The following is a 15,967-nucleotide window of genomic DNA, read 5'->3' as shown; positions in this document are numbered from 1 at the left end:
CACCACAATAACGCTTCACTATAAGGACGCGTTACCGTGGTGCCACCTTAGTTTAAAGAGGAATAGATAAAATTCAATCTCTCATACTTTAAATTCATTATTCGTATATTATACATCAGATTGCCCAGTTCATTTTTATGCTGTGCTAACTTACATCACCCGTTAGCTTTCTATTGGCTACAACGCATAAAAACTACTCTATCAATCTAATTTGTTTTTTGATAATTCATACTATAAGGTCTTTTCATTTAAATGTCAACACTTTTTCGAATAAATCATCATTTATTTTGTTCAGCAAACACTTTCGAAATTTTTTCAAGCTTTTCAGGTGCATCGTGAACATCCATATGCACCTCAACAAAATGCATTTGATTAGGGTTATTTTCGATTTGTTTTAATGTATCATATAATTCTTGTGATGTTTTGACGTCATGCGTAGGCACATTTCGACCGCCAAACAGCGCTGGTAGTGCTTTATAATCCCACATTTGTATATCATTATATGGTTCAGTCTCGCCATGAATTTTACGTTCAACTGTATAACCATCATTATTAATAACAAATATAATTGGATGAAGTTTCTGACGTATCATTGTTGAGATTTCTTGAACAGTAAGTTGTAGTGACCCATCACCAATCAACAATATATGACGTCGACTTCGATCAGCAAGTTGTGCCCCCAATGTTGCAGGCAATGTATAGCCTATTGCCCCCCATAGCGGTTGACCAATAAAAGTCGCCCCATCTGGCAATGCTAAATCATAACCACCAAAAAATGACGTCCCTTGATCAGCTAAAATCACATCATTTGAACGTATAAACGATTGTATGATGTCGAAATATTTTTTTTGAGTTAACGGCGCATCATTGAGACTATATTGATTTTCCCTAGGCCATTCATATTTGGGATAATGACCTTCAAATTGATAATCAATATCCTTAAATGCTGAAACAATGTCCGACAATGATGGTTGTTGTATTACTTCATTTTGTATTTTAATATCTTTATGATTTAACGTGATAATCGACTCTTCATCAAATCCTTGTGAAAAACCTGCAGTCGCAGAATCTGTTAATTTAGCACCTAACAAAATAATCAAGTCACTTTGATCGACATAGTCTCGAATGCGCGGTGCCGCAATACTACCATCATATATTCCCATATATTGAGATGAAGACTCTTTAAATGCAGTTTTACCAAAAGAAAGTTGGGCAACTGGTAAATTCATCTTTTCAGCTAATGCCTGTACTTCATCATGTAGATGATAACTGTTAATTTGATGCCCCACAATCAGTGTAGGTTGTTGCGCATTTTTCAATGCCTTTTCCACTTTAGACATTGTCGCTGTTAAGTCAAAGCTCGTTTTTTCAGGGTATTCCACGCGCTCTGGTACGTCTATCTCTTTCATTGCTACATCAATTGGCAAATGAATATGAACTGGACGCTTTTCATCATACGCAGCTTGTATGACTCTTGGTATTTCTTCAAGTGCATTATCTGTCGTAATGTATGCCTGAGTCGTTGTAATAGGTTCAAACATTTTGCGATAATCATCAAAAGTTCCAGTTCCAAGTGAATGGTGTATATAGCGCCCCGACTTTTCAGCTTGAATTGTTGGTGCCCCTGTAATAGCGATGACTGGGACATTTTCAGCATATGAACCTGCAATACCATTAATTGCGCTTAATTCTCCTACACCAAATGTCGTCACTAAAGCAGAAAGCCCCTTAATACGGGCATAGCCATCAGCAGCATAACTTGCATTTAGTTCATTCGTATTTCCGACCCATTCTAGCTGATCGTGGGCTATGATATCATCTAAAAAGGCTAGGTTGAAATCTCCAGGAACGCCAAATATTTTATCAACGTTGTACTTTGCAATTTCATCTATTAAAAATTGTCCTACTCGTCTCTTCATTTAATACCCCATCCTTCTATTAAATTCCATACATCTATATTCTACATTCCAACTTTAATTAAGGCAACTCTATTGACCTATAAGACCCATTGCACTTCTCAAAATAAACATCTATACTTTAATCAAAGCTAGACTTAGGAGGGATTTTATGGAAGATTTAGGCGATTTATTACCACATGAAGCTAGAGAAAAAATACGCAAAGGCCAGATCAATCAGCCCACAAGCGGGATCTCAACTGGTTATATCCAAGCAAATGTAGTCATTTTACCTAAACATGATGCTTACGACTTTTTGAAGTTTTGTCAACGAAATCCTAAACCGTGTCCTGTACTCGATATAACTGAGGACGGTGCTGTTCATTTTCCTAACTTTGCACCTCATGCGGATATCCGCTATGACGTAGGTCATTATCGTATTTATCGAAACGGGGTTTTTATAGAAGAAACAAATCATATTGAAGCATACTATAACGAAGATATGGTATGCTTTTTGATCGGTTGTAGCTTTTCTTTTGAACGCGCACTATTAGATGCAAAAATCCCCGTACGTCATATCGAAGAAGGACATAACGTCCCTATGTACGTTACAAATATACAAACTCAGCCAGCAGGTATTTTTCATGGTCCAGTCACTGTAAGTATGCGCCTAATGACACCGGCTCAAGCTATCGAAGCTGTTGATATTACGAGTCATTATCGTGCCACACACGGCACACCATTACACCTCGGTAATCCATCTGTTATTGGTATCAAAGACATTAATAAACCCGACTATGGCCAACCTGTAAATATTCATGACGATGAAATCCCAGTCTTTTGGGCATGCGGAGTAACCCCTCAATCTGTAGCATTAAAAACAAAACCCGACCTAATGATTACACATTCCCCGGGTTATATGTTTATTACTGATAAAAAGGAAACTTTTCTTAAAAACTAAAAATAACATTTATCAAAAGGTTGTTGAGCATGCGCTTAGAGTTTGAGCATAACTCGAGCAATTCAAAAAATTGTTCCTCAAATTTTGAAGAATTGCGAAGTTATGCCGAAAACTCTGCATGCGAAACACCGTCTATCAAGGTTGTTGAGCGCGGAGGTTGCGACAAAAGCGCTTAGGATTTGAGCAGAACCTCATAGCGAACAAAATTGTTTTTTAATTTTGCTGAGCTATGGCGTTCTGCCGAAAATCCTGCTTTTGGGACACCGTTTATCAATTCCCAGAAAATAAGTCCTAGACTCCCCAAATTTTACCGAGTCATGACATTATGTCGAGAATCCTACTTGCAAAACACCGATTATCACTTTTCTTGAAGAAAATATTGCCAGGGCAAATTGCATCTCGCTTGAATTATTCTTTTAACATCTTTGTTTTTATCATATTGAAAGGAACACGATTATGATTAAATATTTAAAGGGCATTTTCCTAACATGTATAATTGCGATAATCTCAACAATTTTAGGACACTTTTTTCCCATTATTGGAAGTGCCATTTTTGCAATACTAATAGGTATCTTACTGAACAACACCTTAAGTTTGTCACATTCATTACACCCCGGCATTACATTTAGTAGTAAAAATGTCTTACATTATAGCATTATTATGCTTGGATTCACATTAAGTTTAAGTCAAATTGGTGACGTGGGATTACGATCCCTTCCCATTATTCTAATTACTTTACTTGTATGCCTTGTTACAATAATAATACTTATCCGATGCCTCAAAATAGACTTAAATACGGGCATTCTAATTGGAGTAGGTACAGCAATATGTGGTGGTTCAGCTATTGCAGCAACAAGTCCTGTCATCAAAGCACGTGAACATGTGATTGCGCTAAGTATATCAACCATCTTTTTATTCAATTTACTTGGCGTCATTCTTTTTCCCTATTTAGGTTACTTATTTCAAATGGATCAAACCACTTTTGGTTTTTTCAGTGGTACAGCGATTAATGATACATCTAGTGTGGTAGCGGCCAGTTCTATTTATGGCTCAAAAGCATTGGAAGTCGCGACAATTGTCAAACTGACCCGTACATTATTTATTATTCCGGTAACAATCGGCCTTGCTTTGTGGAATTTCAAAAGACACCATTATCAAACGCATTCATCAAATAAAATATCAATTTGGAATATCATGCCTCAATTTATTATTGGGTTTATGCTTGCTTCTCTTATCAGTACTATTTTTAACTTCTCTACAGATATCATTGCACTATTTAAAACAATTGCAATGTTCTTGATTACGATGGCACTCGCTGGCGTTGGATTATCAGTTAAAATTCAACACTTTAAATCTGCGGGCTTCAAACCGCTTTTACTTGGTTTAATCACTTGGTGTATTCTCATTTTGACAAGTTTAATGATTCTTTTGATAACTGGTATGCTTTCCTAACCCTTGTTAGCATCACTTAAGTCCTATTTAAATCAATCACAGCGATAACGATGGCACTTCAAAACTGTATGTTTAAGGTTTAGAGAATTAAAATCGAGTAGGAGAGTAGCCATTAATTGACTACTCGTCCTCTCACACCACCGAGCGTACGGTTCCGTACTCGGCGGTTCAATATCTTGCGTAAGCCAACTCTGCAAGCTGGGTTAATGGTATCAGTCCCCACTTGTAGAGTTGTTTTGTTGTAAGTGCACGATGAACCTCGTGCGTGTTTGATAGTCGCCAGTACTTTTTTCGAGACTGTGCGATTTTCATCGCACTTCTATGGTCAAGACCATATTGGCGCAACATCTTATACTTAGTTCTTACTCTTTTCCACCGTTTAAGTATGAGTTGTCTAAGTCGGCGGTTTAACCAAGATTGCGTGTTTTCAATAAATTCTCTAATAAAACCTCTACCAAAGTAATTTATCCAGCCTCTCGTCACTTGGTTAATTTCAGTGATAATGTCTTTAAAGGTACCGGGTCTATTTCGTTTCGTTATTTTCCTTAAGACGCGTATTAAATTTCTTTTTGCTTCCGTAGTCGGTCTGAAACGACAAACCCCATTTACCTTGGTTATTAGACAACTCAAGAACTTTAAACGTGTGACTGCTCCTATTCTGCTTTTATCTTCATTGACAGCCAACTTCAGTTGCTTTTCAATGAATTTCGTTACACTCATCATTACGCGTTCACCTGCACGTTTTGTCCGTACAAAGATGACAAAGTCATCTGCATAGCGTACAAACCGGTGTCCACGCTTTTCGAGTTCTTTATCCAGTTCATGTAGATAGATATTACATAGTAAAGGAGAGATAACGCCCCCTTGTGGTGCACCTATCTTTCTTTCTGCGACTTCGCCAGATAGGTCAATGGCACCTACTTGTAAACTTCTACGGATAAATGTTGAAATTGACTTATCTTGAACATGGCGTTCGAACAAATACATCAGCTTATCATGATTTAACATGTCAAAGCACTGTTTCAAATCACAATCCACGGCTATTTTATAGCCCTCTTCGTAGTAAATAGCGCATTGCTTAAGTGCTGTTCCTGTGCTACGATTAGGTCTGAAACCATGGCTATGATTCGAAAATGTTCGGTCGATGCTGGGTTCAATCACTTGTTTAATCGCTTGTTGTATTACCCTGTCTCTAGCGACAGGGATACCAAGCACACGCATTTTCCCATTTGGTTTGGGAATTTGCACTTTTCGAACTGCTTGAGGTTGGTATGTGCCTTCAAGCAGTTTTTTCGTTATCTGTGAAAAGTACTGCGCAAAGTGAGCACGAAGTTCACTGACTTTCATGCCGTCAATTCCAGGAGCACCTTTGTTTTTCTTAACTTTCTTGATAGCTTTTTCTATGTTGTCTGGTCTTACAACAAGCTCCATCAATGATGGAGACTTACGATACATTTCTTTCATTTCACCTAAGATTTACTGTACACACTTATGTATTCTTTTTTTTCGTTCCACTACTTATCCTTCCATAAGCTGCCGATTAAACCGTATTCTGTACGTCGTAAATCTATAACCTCCAATCTTTACTTTGTATTGAATATTGTTCAGTCCTTCGGTACATTTTCCCTACTATGACTTCTGCTGACTTCTCATCATTCGTTGTTACTACGGTAGAGTACCGCTGATGAGACCTCCCCGGGTAAGATGTAACCTCTTTCCACTCATGCCACCGCATCATTTACTATATAGAACTCGGGTAGTATTGGACTTTATCTTGTTCTGCAGATTCATCCATTCTACATAGCCTTGTATGATGTTTCTGTTCGTCAGTGCGAGTGTTTGCGTCCGACTTCCTTCAGATTCCACTTCGCAATGGACACCCTTGTCTTTCGCTAACAGTTCCTACTACCAAGCCTGTAACGGACTTTCACCGTCAAGATGTTACCCATGCCGGGCGCACAGAAAAATCCGAGGCTTTTGTAAATTTTACGAAAACCTCGGATTTTAATGATTATTGAGTTATGTTCATCTCAGTTTTTTAACTTTAACAGTTATTTTTCTTCTTGATGTTTACGGCGTCTTCCGATTAAGAATAATGATCCTAATCCAGCCATTAATCCTCCGAATAAAGCTGTATGATTTTCACCATTTGATCCTGTTTCCGGTAACATTTCTACTTTTGATTTACTCATATTACCTTTATGATCTTTCACAGCTATCATGTCACCAACATTTACTTTTTCATTCGCCGGAATATTGACTAGCCAATTACCGTTCTCATCCACTTCACATGGGACAACATCTCCACTTGGCAATGTCACAAGAACCGTTTCTCCTGGCTCACCTTTACCAGTTACAGTTTTATCACTTGTAACGATACCTGTTCCTGGCTCTGATGTGTTACCGTTGTTATCTTTGTTGACAACTGTAATGACTTCTCCCTCTTCCAACACTTCCGTTGGTGGTACTGATACACTCCAGTTTCCTTTCTCATCCACTTTTCCTGTGCCTGTTTCCCCATTCGGGAATGTTACGACAACTGTTGTTCCTGGTTCTCCTGTTCCAGTCACTTCTTTGTCTCCTGGTTGTGGATTGTTCACCTTCGGTGCATCTGGCGCAATTGTATCTGTTACTGTTCCTGTTCCTGGCTCTGATGTGTTACCGTTGTTATCTTTGTTGACAACTGTAATGATTTCTCCTTCTTCCAACACTTCTGTTGGTGGTACTGATACACTCCAGTTTCCTTTCTCATCCACTTTTCCTGTGCCTGTTTCCCCATTCGGGAATGTTACGACAACTGTTGTTCCTGGTTCTCCTGTTCCAGTCACTTCTTTGTCTCCTGGTTGTGGATTGTTCACCTTCGGTGCATCTGGCGCAATTGTATCTGTTACTGTTCCTGTTCCTGGCTCTGATGTGTTACCGTTGTTATCTTTGTTGACAACTGTAATGACTTCTCCCTCTTCCAACACTTCCGTTGGTGGTACTGATACACTCCAGTTTCCTTTCTCATCCACTTTTCCTGTGCCTGTTTCCCCATTCGGGAATGTTACGACAACTGTTGTTCCTGGTTCTCCTGTTCCAGTCACTTCTTTATCTCCTGGTTGTGGATTGTTCACCTTCGGTGCATCTGGCGCGATTGTATCTGTTACTGTTCCTGTTCCTGGCTCTGATGTGTTACCGTTGTTATCTTTGTTGACAACTGTAATGACTTCTCCTTCTTCCAGCACTTCTGTTGGTGGTACTGATACACTCCAGTTTCCTTTCTCATCCACTTTTCCTGTGCCTGTTTCCCCATTCGGGAATGTTACGACGACTGTTGTTCCTGGTTCTCCTGTTCCAGTCACTTCTTTATCTCCTGGTTGTGGATTGTTCACCTTCGGTGCATCTGGCGCGATTGTATCTGTTACTGTTCCTGTTCCTGGCTCTGATGTGTTACCGTTGTTATCTTTGTTGACAACTGTAATGATTTCTCCTTCTTCCAGCACTTCTGTTGGTGGTACTGGTACACTCCAGTTTCCTTTCTCATCCACTTTTCCTGTGCCTGTTTCTCCATTCGGGAATGTTACGACAACTGTTGTTCCTGGTTCTCCTGTTCCAGTCACTTCTTTATCTCCTGGTTGTGGATTGTTCACTTTCGGTGCATCTGGTGCTACAACATCAGGTGTGTCACTAGAGTCTTTTGGATTAGTCCCTTTATCTAGTTCGTCTTGATCTGGTACGCCGTCTCCATCATCATCTGTATCTCTTACATCTGGATTACCATCTTTATCTGTATCTCTTTGGACTTTGATTGTGAAGTCTTCTGTCGTTGTCGCTCCGTCTTCATCTGTTGACGTTACTGTTACTGTGTAATCTCTTTCTTCTTCAAAGTCTTTATTTGGGAGATCATCTCTCCAGTCTGGTACTTCCGGTGTCCCTTCGATGACTCCTGTTTCAGTATTATATGTTAATCCTGGTGGTAATCCTTCTACTTTTACCGTCGGTTTTTCTCCGCTGTCATCTGTTGTTGTAACTGGAATTGCCTCTATTGGCTGACCTTCTACCACTGTCTTATCTTCGATTGGCGTAATTGTCGGTGGTGTGTTATTTTGATCTGTTCCGTCTTTCGGATTTTTTCCGTTATCTAGTTCGTCTTGATCTGGTACGCCGTCTCCATCATCATCTGTATCTCTTACATCTGGATTACCGTCTTTATCTGTATCTCTTTGGATTTTGATTGTGAAGTCTTCTGTCGTTGTCGCTCCGTCTTCATCTGTTGACGTTACTGTTACTGTGTAATCTCTTTCTTCTTCAAAGTCTTTATTTGGGAGATCATCTCTCCAGTCTGGTACTTCTGGTGTCCCTTCAATGACTCCTGTTTCAGTATTATATGTTAATCCTGGTGGTAATCCTTCTACTTCTACCGTCGGTTTTTCTCCGCTGTCATCTGTTGTTGTAACTGGAATTGCCTCTATTGGTTGACCTTCTACCACTGTCTTATCTTCGATTGGCGTAATTGTCGGTGGTGTGTTATTTTGATCTGTTCCGTCTTTCGGATTTTTTCCGTTATCTAATTCGTCTTGATCTGGTACGCCGTCTCCATCATCATCTGTATCTCTTACATCTGGATTACCGTCTTTATCTGTATCTCTTTGGACTTTGATTGTGAAGTCTTCTGTCGTTGTCGCTCCGTCTCCATCTGTTGACGTTACTGTTACTGTGTAATCTCTTTCTTCTTCAAAGTCTTTATTTGGGAGATCATCTCTCCAGTCTGGTACTTCTGGTGTCCCTTCAATGACTCCTGTTTCAGTATTATATGTTAATCCTGGTGGTAATCCTTCTACTTCTACCGTCGGTTTTTCTCCGCTGTCATCTGTTGTTGTAACTGGAATTGCCTCTATTGGCTGACCTTCTACCACTGTCTTATCTTCGATTGGCGTAATTGTCGGCGGTGTGTTATTTTGATCTGTTCCGTCTTTCGGATTTTTTCCGTTATCTAGTTCGTCTTGATCTGGTACGCCGTCTCCATCATCATCTGTATCTCTTACATCTGGATTACCATCTTTATCTGTATCTCTTTGGACTTTGATTGTGAAGTCTTCTGTCGTTGTCGCTCCGTCTCCATCTGTTGACGTTACTGTTACTGTGTAATCTCTTTCTTCTTCAAAGTCTTTATTTGGGAGATCATCTCTCCAGTCTGGTACTTCCGGTGTCCCTTCGATGACTCCTGTTTCAGTATTATATGTTAATCCTGGTGGTAATCCTTCTACTTCTACCGTCGGTTTTTCTCCGCTGTCATCTGTTGTTGTAACTGGAATTGCCTCTATTGGCTGACCTTCTACCACTGTCTTATCTTCGATTGGCGTAATTGTCGGCGGTGTGTTATTTTGATCTGTTCCGTCTTTCGGATTTTTTCCGTTATCTAGTTCGTCTTGATCTGGTACGCCGTCTCCATCATCATCTGTATCTCTTACATCTGGATTACCATCTTTATCTGTATCTCTTTGGACTTTGATTGTGAAGTCTTCTGTCGTTGTCGCTCCGTCTCCATCTGTTGACGTTACTGTTACTGTGTAATCTCTTTCTTCTTCAAAGTCTTTATTTGGGAGATCATCTCTCCAGTCTGGTACTTCCGGTGTCCCTTCGATGACTCCTGTTTCAGTATTATATGTTAATCCTGGTGGTAATCCTTCTACTTCTACCGTCGGTTTTTCTCCGCTGTCATCTGTTGTTGTAACTGGAATTGCCTCTATTGGCTGACCTTCTACCACTGTCTTATCTTCGATTGGCGTAATTGTCGGCGGTGTGTTATTTTGATCTGTTCCGTCTTTCGGATTTTTTCCGTTATCTAGTTCGTCTTGATCTGGTACGCCGTCTCCATCATCATCTGTATCTCTTACATCTGGATTACCATCTTTATCTGTATCTCTTTGGACTTTGATTGTGAAGTCTTCTGTCGTTGTCGCTCCGTCTCCATCTGTTGACGTTACTGTTACTGTGTAATCTCTTTCTTCTTCAAAGTCTTTATTTGGGAGATCATCTCTCCAGTCTGGTACTTCCGGTGTCCCTTCGATGACTCCTGTTTCAGTATTATATGTTAATCCTGGTGGTAATCCTTCCACTTCTACCGTCGGTTTTTCTCCGCTGTCATCTGTTGTTGTAACTGGAATTGCCTCTATTGGCTGACCTTCTACCACTGTCTTATCTTCAATTGGTGTAATTGTCGGTGCTTCATTTGGAATATCTTTGACAGTAATTGGAACAGCTACTTTATCTTGAGACCCATCTTCATATGTTACAATGACATTTGCTTCAATTGGATTACCTTCTTCAGTTGGTACACTCACATTTGGAACAACTTCCCAATGATATGTTGCATTAGCTGGTAGCTCATTAATATTTGTAATGCCTGATTTAGGATCAGGTACTTCTCCAACGTTTGTCTCAATCCCTTGTCCTTGAGGTGTAAAATTATCTGCAATAGGTGTTGGTGGATCTGGGATGACAATTTCATTATCAATTTCATCAGCGACACCATCACCATCAACATCTAATGCCTGATAAAAACCTGATCCAGCTGAACTTGGGATAATTTCATTATTTTTATTAACTAAATAACCTCTAAAAGCAAAATTTTCATCTCGATTTTCGCCTAATACATCATTCAGTGTTATTCCATCTTTTAATTTTGCAACAACCCTTACACGTGCAGGATCAATTAAACCTGGCTTAAAGTTTAACTGTCTCGCATCTACATTTGAAGCAACAGAATCTAACGTAAAATAACCTTGTCCAGGCTTTAACTCACTGTCTTGATGTTTATATCCGTTTGGTTTATCTTGTGACTGTTCTCGAGTATCAAACCATGCTACTGGTCCACGTGTACCACTGATTCCAGTTTGGGGTCCACCATCTGTAGGATTTCCAGTATAAGTAGATTCAATCTTATCTCCATTATTGAAACGATATTCAAAATCATTCCATCCTTCACGTTTCGTTCCACCTAGGGCATTACTTTCATTATCAAAACGATTTTTTAAGCTTTCGCTCACTTCCCAGCTTTTACCGTCTTCTTTTATATAATGTATTTCAACATCATCTACATATTTTAATAATCTCGGATCAATCTCAAATCGATATTCCCAGTTTTTATTAGGTTGTGCACCGTAACCATTTAAAGTACCTCGTGAATCTTTATTGATATATTGATCAAATACGATGCCACCATTAGGTCCTGCTTGTGGTTCGAAATGCGTAATTGTACCAGAATCATTAAACCAGTTTCTTTCAGTTAAATTAGTACCTTCTACTAATTCATCTTTTGCTTCGTCTGCAACTTGGAAATAATTATTACGGTCTGTATTTAGGATGATTTGTCCATCTTTATTCGTTGTATATGTTCTAAATGTTAAATCACCGTTTTGTAACAATGTATCTTCATTCATCAAATTTCTAATAGAGTCTTCTAAATGAATTTGAGATGCACTAACTTGTGAAACAGCCGGAGAATCCCCTAAAAATACAGATGTTTGCTTATCTGAATAACCTAATGCATTGAATGTACGGTGTTTCCAAGTATTTGTCAATTCACCTTTAGCATTACGTACGCGTTCCCATTCAAATGGACGATTTGGTTTAGCGCCGGCATCTACTTGACCAATATTTCCAGTGATTTTTGTAACATACTTTGCAATACGTTCATCTAATTCAATATAAGTTGTCATACCGGATGTAACTCTGTTCAAGTTGTATACTGTTGACAGTGAGAAATCAATTGTATTTTCTTGACGCGATTCATCAGATGTTAAGTCTTCTGTACGTGGGGCAATAAATACATCTGCATTTGTTGTTTCGAATTTATTCTCAGCAGAATATGCTACACCGCTGTACTTTTCTCCATCTTCCTCATATCCATAAGCCACAAAAATCGGCGCTTTCACTTCATCTACTGTGTTATCAGCATAAGTGACCACGATTGTAGCCAATTGATTGCCCACTTTTTGGAAAACGCTATTGTCTTTCCATGAATATCTAGCATCTTTTGGCAAGACATTTAAGTTTGCAATAGCTTCTTTGGCAACACCAACTTGACCATAACGGTAATGTGTTGGGGCTTGTTTAGCGTGCGGTTGGTAAGTTTCATTTTGAGGTATATCTTGTTTAGGTTGAACCGCAACAAAAAATCTTGTTGTACCTGTCACAAATGAATTCGTTAAAGCATTTGGCTTACGAATTGCTGCTGTTGATGCTTGTACATCATATTTGTTTTGTTCATTTGCTAATGCATCAACTATTGCTTTTTGAAGCGCTTTAGGCGTCACGTTTTCAAGATCAACACCTAAGTTATTGACAATTTGCGTTGCTTTTTCTTTAGATATATTGTTGCTCTTAGAAAGATATGTTACTGCTGTTTCGCTATCAACGACTGAATCGATTAAAACCACATCAGTATTATGCTCTTTATTATCATGAGTCGCTTCTTCATCAGTTTCCAAAGATTTTGTTACTTCAGGTTTGTCCTCTTTGATTGTATTTTCAGTATCTGCTGGAGGTGTTTGTAATGTTTCGTTATCGATGCTGTTGCTTTGAGATGGCGTATTTTCTTCTGTCATTTCTATTGTTTCTTTGTTGCTATTACTATCAATTGCTTCAACTTCATTACTGTCACTATTTACTACTGGCTCTTCAGCAGGTTGAACTGCCTCGTCTGAATCTTCTTCTGTTGAAGTTGCCGCATCATCTTGTAATGATGCTTCCTCTTCAGCACGCTCTTCTTCAATTGCTGCTGGGCCACTATTTTCTAATGAATTCAAATTATCTTCATCATTTTCTTTTGTGTTTTCTTCGGTAGCATTTGCTTTCTGACTGATTTCTTCAGCCTGTGCATCATTATGAGCTCCTAATAGGAGAGTAACACCTACTAAAATTGATGCAGTTCCTACTGTAAATTTACGAATAGAATACTTATTTTGCCTATTTGGTAAGAAATCTAGACTTCTCGAATTAGGCTTATTGTTTTTCGCCATTATTTACCCCTCGCTTTATACAACATTTTACTCACTGTGTTCTTATCACCAGAAACTATATTGAGTAATACATAATAAATGTTATCATATAAAAATGAGCGAGGTAATAGTTTTATGCCAACTATATAGTGCAATGCATTATTTTGAACACTATAAAATAGATTGACAAATATGTTTATAGACTATAAATAAAGGAAATAATACAGTTGTACTCTCATCAAAATATATTTATAATATTGTTAATATGCACAACATGAGTTGAGTCAAATACTTAGCGTATTCTTCCGCTGAAATTTTAAACAACAAAAAATATTTTATCTTACTCACTTTTAAACATTGACTATATCACGTTGAATGTTAGAGTTTTATGATAAATTTACATATGATTATATTTATAGGAGCTGTATTGAGATGATTAAAAAACAGTGGGCTGAAAAGTTTGTGAAGCAAGCAGCTGGGGTTCTTAAATCCAACATTTATATTACTAATCGCAGTGGGCAAGTCATAAGTGCCTCTAATCAACAAAGTTTGGGCGAAATTTATCCTACCGCCGTATTATCTATTCAGCGTAACTTACCAATTGAAGTTGAAGAAGATAACTTAAAATTTTGGAATATGACATTCCCAGCAGTTATCACACCTATTAAATATAAAAATGAAAGTTATGGTGCCATTATTGTATCCGGACACCCTAGTGACATACGAACACACACGCGTCTCATTAAAATTAATGCAGAATATGTAATTGCTCAAGACATCGAACGAGAAAATGATTTCAATCAAGTGCTGTCACGCACACAAATGTTATCTCATATTTTATTTAGTGATCATCCTGACATTCAAAAATATAATCGTAACCATTTTAAAGCTCAATTAGATTTAGATGATTCGTTTGTAGTCGCAACAGTTTATATTAATACTTCAAGTAAATCTAAATTAAAAAAAGTACGCGATACTCTGGAAAATTGGCGGTTACCCCATGATGACATCATCAAAGTTTCACCTCAAGAATACCTACTTATCTTTAAATCAAATCAACATAGAGGTGAAACTGAAAGAGAAATCAAAACTTTTATTGAGAAATCCTCTGATGAATATATACAAGAACATAGTCTAATTACGATTGGCACCTTTGAGTCAGGGATTCGAGGTCTTGTGCAATCGCACAGTAATTGCAAACATTTAAAATTACTGTTAGATGAGATGAACATAACTATTGGTGTATTTTGTTATTTAGACTATGAATTAGAAGTGATTTGCCATACAATTCAAGATACGCCTTTTTTAAACCAGTATTCATTAATATCAAATTATGAAAGGATTATTCATTTTGGTGAAGATAATTATTTAGGTGAAACGTTAGAAGCATACTTTAATAACCATGGAAAACTCCTCAAAACTGCAAATGATTTATTTATTCATCGAAACACGTTAAACTATCGGCTCAAAAAAATCCATGAAATTACAAAATGGGATCCTCATACCGTTGACGGTATCGTTTTATTACGATTGGCACAAATCTTATACCAACACCAACATTAAAATGAATACTTTCTTTTCAAATAGGATTCACCTATAATAATAGAACGACATACTTGGAGGGGCTCTTTTGAAAAATATACTCTACCGCTTATTTGATCAAATAGGCTCACGTATGATGAATTTTATTTTTATAATTGCATTTATCATATTAATCTTATTTATTAGCATGGGAACGATTTTACCTGAATTGAATCGTCAAACATACGAAGGTACAATCGTTCAAAAATATAAAGAAAATCACTTACTTACAACTGGAAAAACACAATTTGTTGAGCTCAAAAGTGGCAATGATACGATTAAAATAGAAAATAGCGATATCTTATTAAGAAATAAGTTTGATAGTCATCATTTGCAAAAAGAGATTAAAGAAGGGCAAAAAGCTCGAATTTACACAATCGGATTCAATATTCCTAGTATAGGGTTATACCCAAATTTATATAAAATAGAGCAATAGCAAACTGTTATTCAATTCTATTGAAAAAAGTAGAGGTTGAAACTTGGCAGATTTTTCTTCTAGGTAACCGATAAACGGTTCCCCAAAAGAAGAAGCATTTTCGATATAGCTTAGAGCAATCCTTCAAAATTTTGAAATCCATTTTTGAATTGCTCTAGTTATACTCAAATCCAAACTGCCTTTGTCCCAATCTCTACTTTTTTGTTTATACGTTCTCTATTTATTCTTAATCTGTTACTCTTTCAAATGTATTAATCCACGTTAATACTGCTGGTGCTATACATGAAACTTCATCAAAATGAACCCAATCAATATTTGTAATTTCTGCATGGATTTTAACCTGCGACCAATCAATTGGCTGATTCGTTTTAAAACCATTCAATTCTGTTAATTCATCTTTCTGTGGATATGCTGGACCTGTCACTTTCCCAATAAATGTCAAATCTTCCGGAGACAAAGTTAAGTCTAATTCTTCTTTAATTTCACGAATCAATGCCTCTTCAAGAGTCTCACCTGTTTCAATTTTACCACCTGGGAAATACATTTTTTCCCTATGCCTAACTTGTACAAGTCTTAAATAGTCTTGTCTTACATCCACTAGACATACGCAACGTATCATCACATGCCACTCTCCTTTTTAACATTCTTTATAAGGATA

8 protein-coding genes and 1 pseudogene are annotated in these 15,967 nt (G+C 37.7%); 4 read left to right on the top strand and 5 right to left on the bottom strand.

Translation table 11 applies throughout. From position 1 onward, the window contains the following. Positions 1-278: 278 nt before the first annotated feature. Positions 279-1,919 (bottom strand): alpha-keto acid decarboxylase family protein, encoded by a 1,641-nt coding sequence (locus tag C7J90_RS04770; protein WP_103209141.1) that lies wholly within the window; start codon positions 1,917-1,919, stop codon positions 279-281. Positions 1,920-2,067: 148 nt separating this feature from the next. On the opposite strand from C7J90_RS04770, the gene C7J90_RS04765 reads away from it, so the two are divergent. Together C7J90_RS04765 and C7J90_RS04760 are read left to right on the top strand one after the other, a co-directional pair. After that, positions 2,068-2,856 (top strand): putative hydro-lyase, encoded by a 789-nt coding sequence (locus C7J90_RS04765; protein ID WP_103209143.1) that lies wholly within the window; start codon positions 2,068-2,070, stop codon positions 2,854-2,856. A gap of 456 nt (positions 2,857-3,312) precedes the next feature. Then, positions 3,313-4,308 carry a YeiH family protein gene (locus C7J90_RS04760; RefSeq protein WP_406688127.1) on the top strand — a complete coding sequence of 332 codons (996 nt, stop codon included), beginning with the start codon at positions 3,313-3,315 and terminating at the stop codon, positions 4,306-4,308. A gap of 168 nt (positions 4,309-4,476) precedes the next feature. Here C7J90_RS04760 and ltrA read toward each other — a convergent pair whose 3' ends face one another. The 3 genes and pseudogenes from ltrA to C7J90_RS12310 form a co-directional block, all read right to left on the bottom strand. Next, the gene (gene ltrA, locus C7J90_RS04755; protein ID WP_106465067.1) at positions 4,477-5,763 is read right to left on the bottom strand and encodes a group II intron reverse transcriptase/maturase; all 1,287 of its coding nucleotides are present in this window, start codon (positions 5,761-5,763) and stop codon (positions 4,477-4,479) included. 596 nt (positions 5,764-6,359) lie between these two features. Further along, on the bottom strand, positions 6,360-12,899 hold the full coding sequence (locus tag C7J90_RS04750) for an Ig-like domain-containing protein (RefSeq protein WP_425319623.1): 6,540 nt from the start codon (positions 12,897-12,899) through the stop codon (positions 6,360-6,362). Positions 12,900-13,201: 302 nt separating this feature from the next. After that, positions 13,202-13,313, bottom strand: a pseudogene (locus C7J90_RS12310) (YSIRK-type signal peptide-containing protein); the annotation flags it as partial. Between the two features lie 411 nt (positions 13,314-13,724). On the opposite strand from C7J90_RS12310, the gene C7J90_RS04745 reads away from it, so the two are divergent. Together C7J90_RS04745 and C7J90_RS04740 are read left to right on the top strand one after the other, a co-directional pair. Next, positions 13,725-14,855, top strand: a complete 1,131-nt coding sequence (locus tag C7J90_RS04745; protein WP_103208439.1) for a PucR family transcriptional regulator — start codon at positions 13,725-13,727, stop codon at positions 14,853-14,855. Between the two features lie 67 nt (positions 14,856-14,922). Further along, positions 14,923-15,309: a hypothetical protein gene (locus C7J90_RS04740; protein WP_232618879.1), complete on the top strand. Its 387-nt coding sequence runs from the start codon at positions 14,923-14,925 to the stop codon at positions 15,307-15,309. Between the two features lie 226 nt (positions 15,310-15,535). Here the strand turns inward: C7J90_RS04740 and C7J90_RS04735 are convergent, their stop codons facing one another. Then, a complete protein-coding gene (locus C7J90_RS04735; protein WP_103208441.1) occupies positions 15,536-15,928 on the bottom strand; it encodes an NUDIX domain-containing protein in 393 nt (130 codons plus the stop codon). Between the last annotated feature and the right edge of the window lie 39 nt (positions 15,929-15,967).

The organism is Staphylococcus felis (assembly GCF_003012915.1).
In the GTDB taxonomy this organism is placed as follows: domain Bacteria; phylum Bacillota; class Bacilli; order Staphylococcales; family Staphylococcaceae; genus Staphylococcus; species Staphylococcus felis.
The sequence above is the reverse complement of the archived record's forward strand: the minus strand, read 5'-3'. Positions and strand labels throughout refer to the sequence as shown.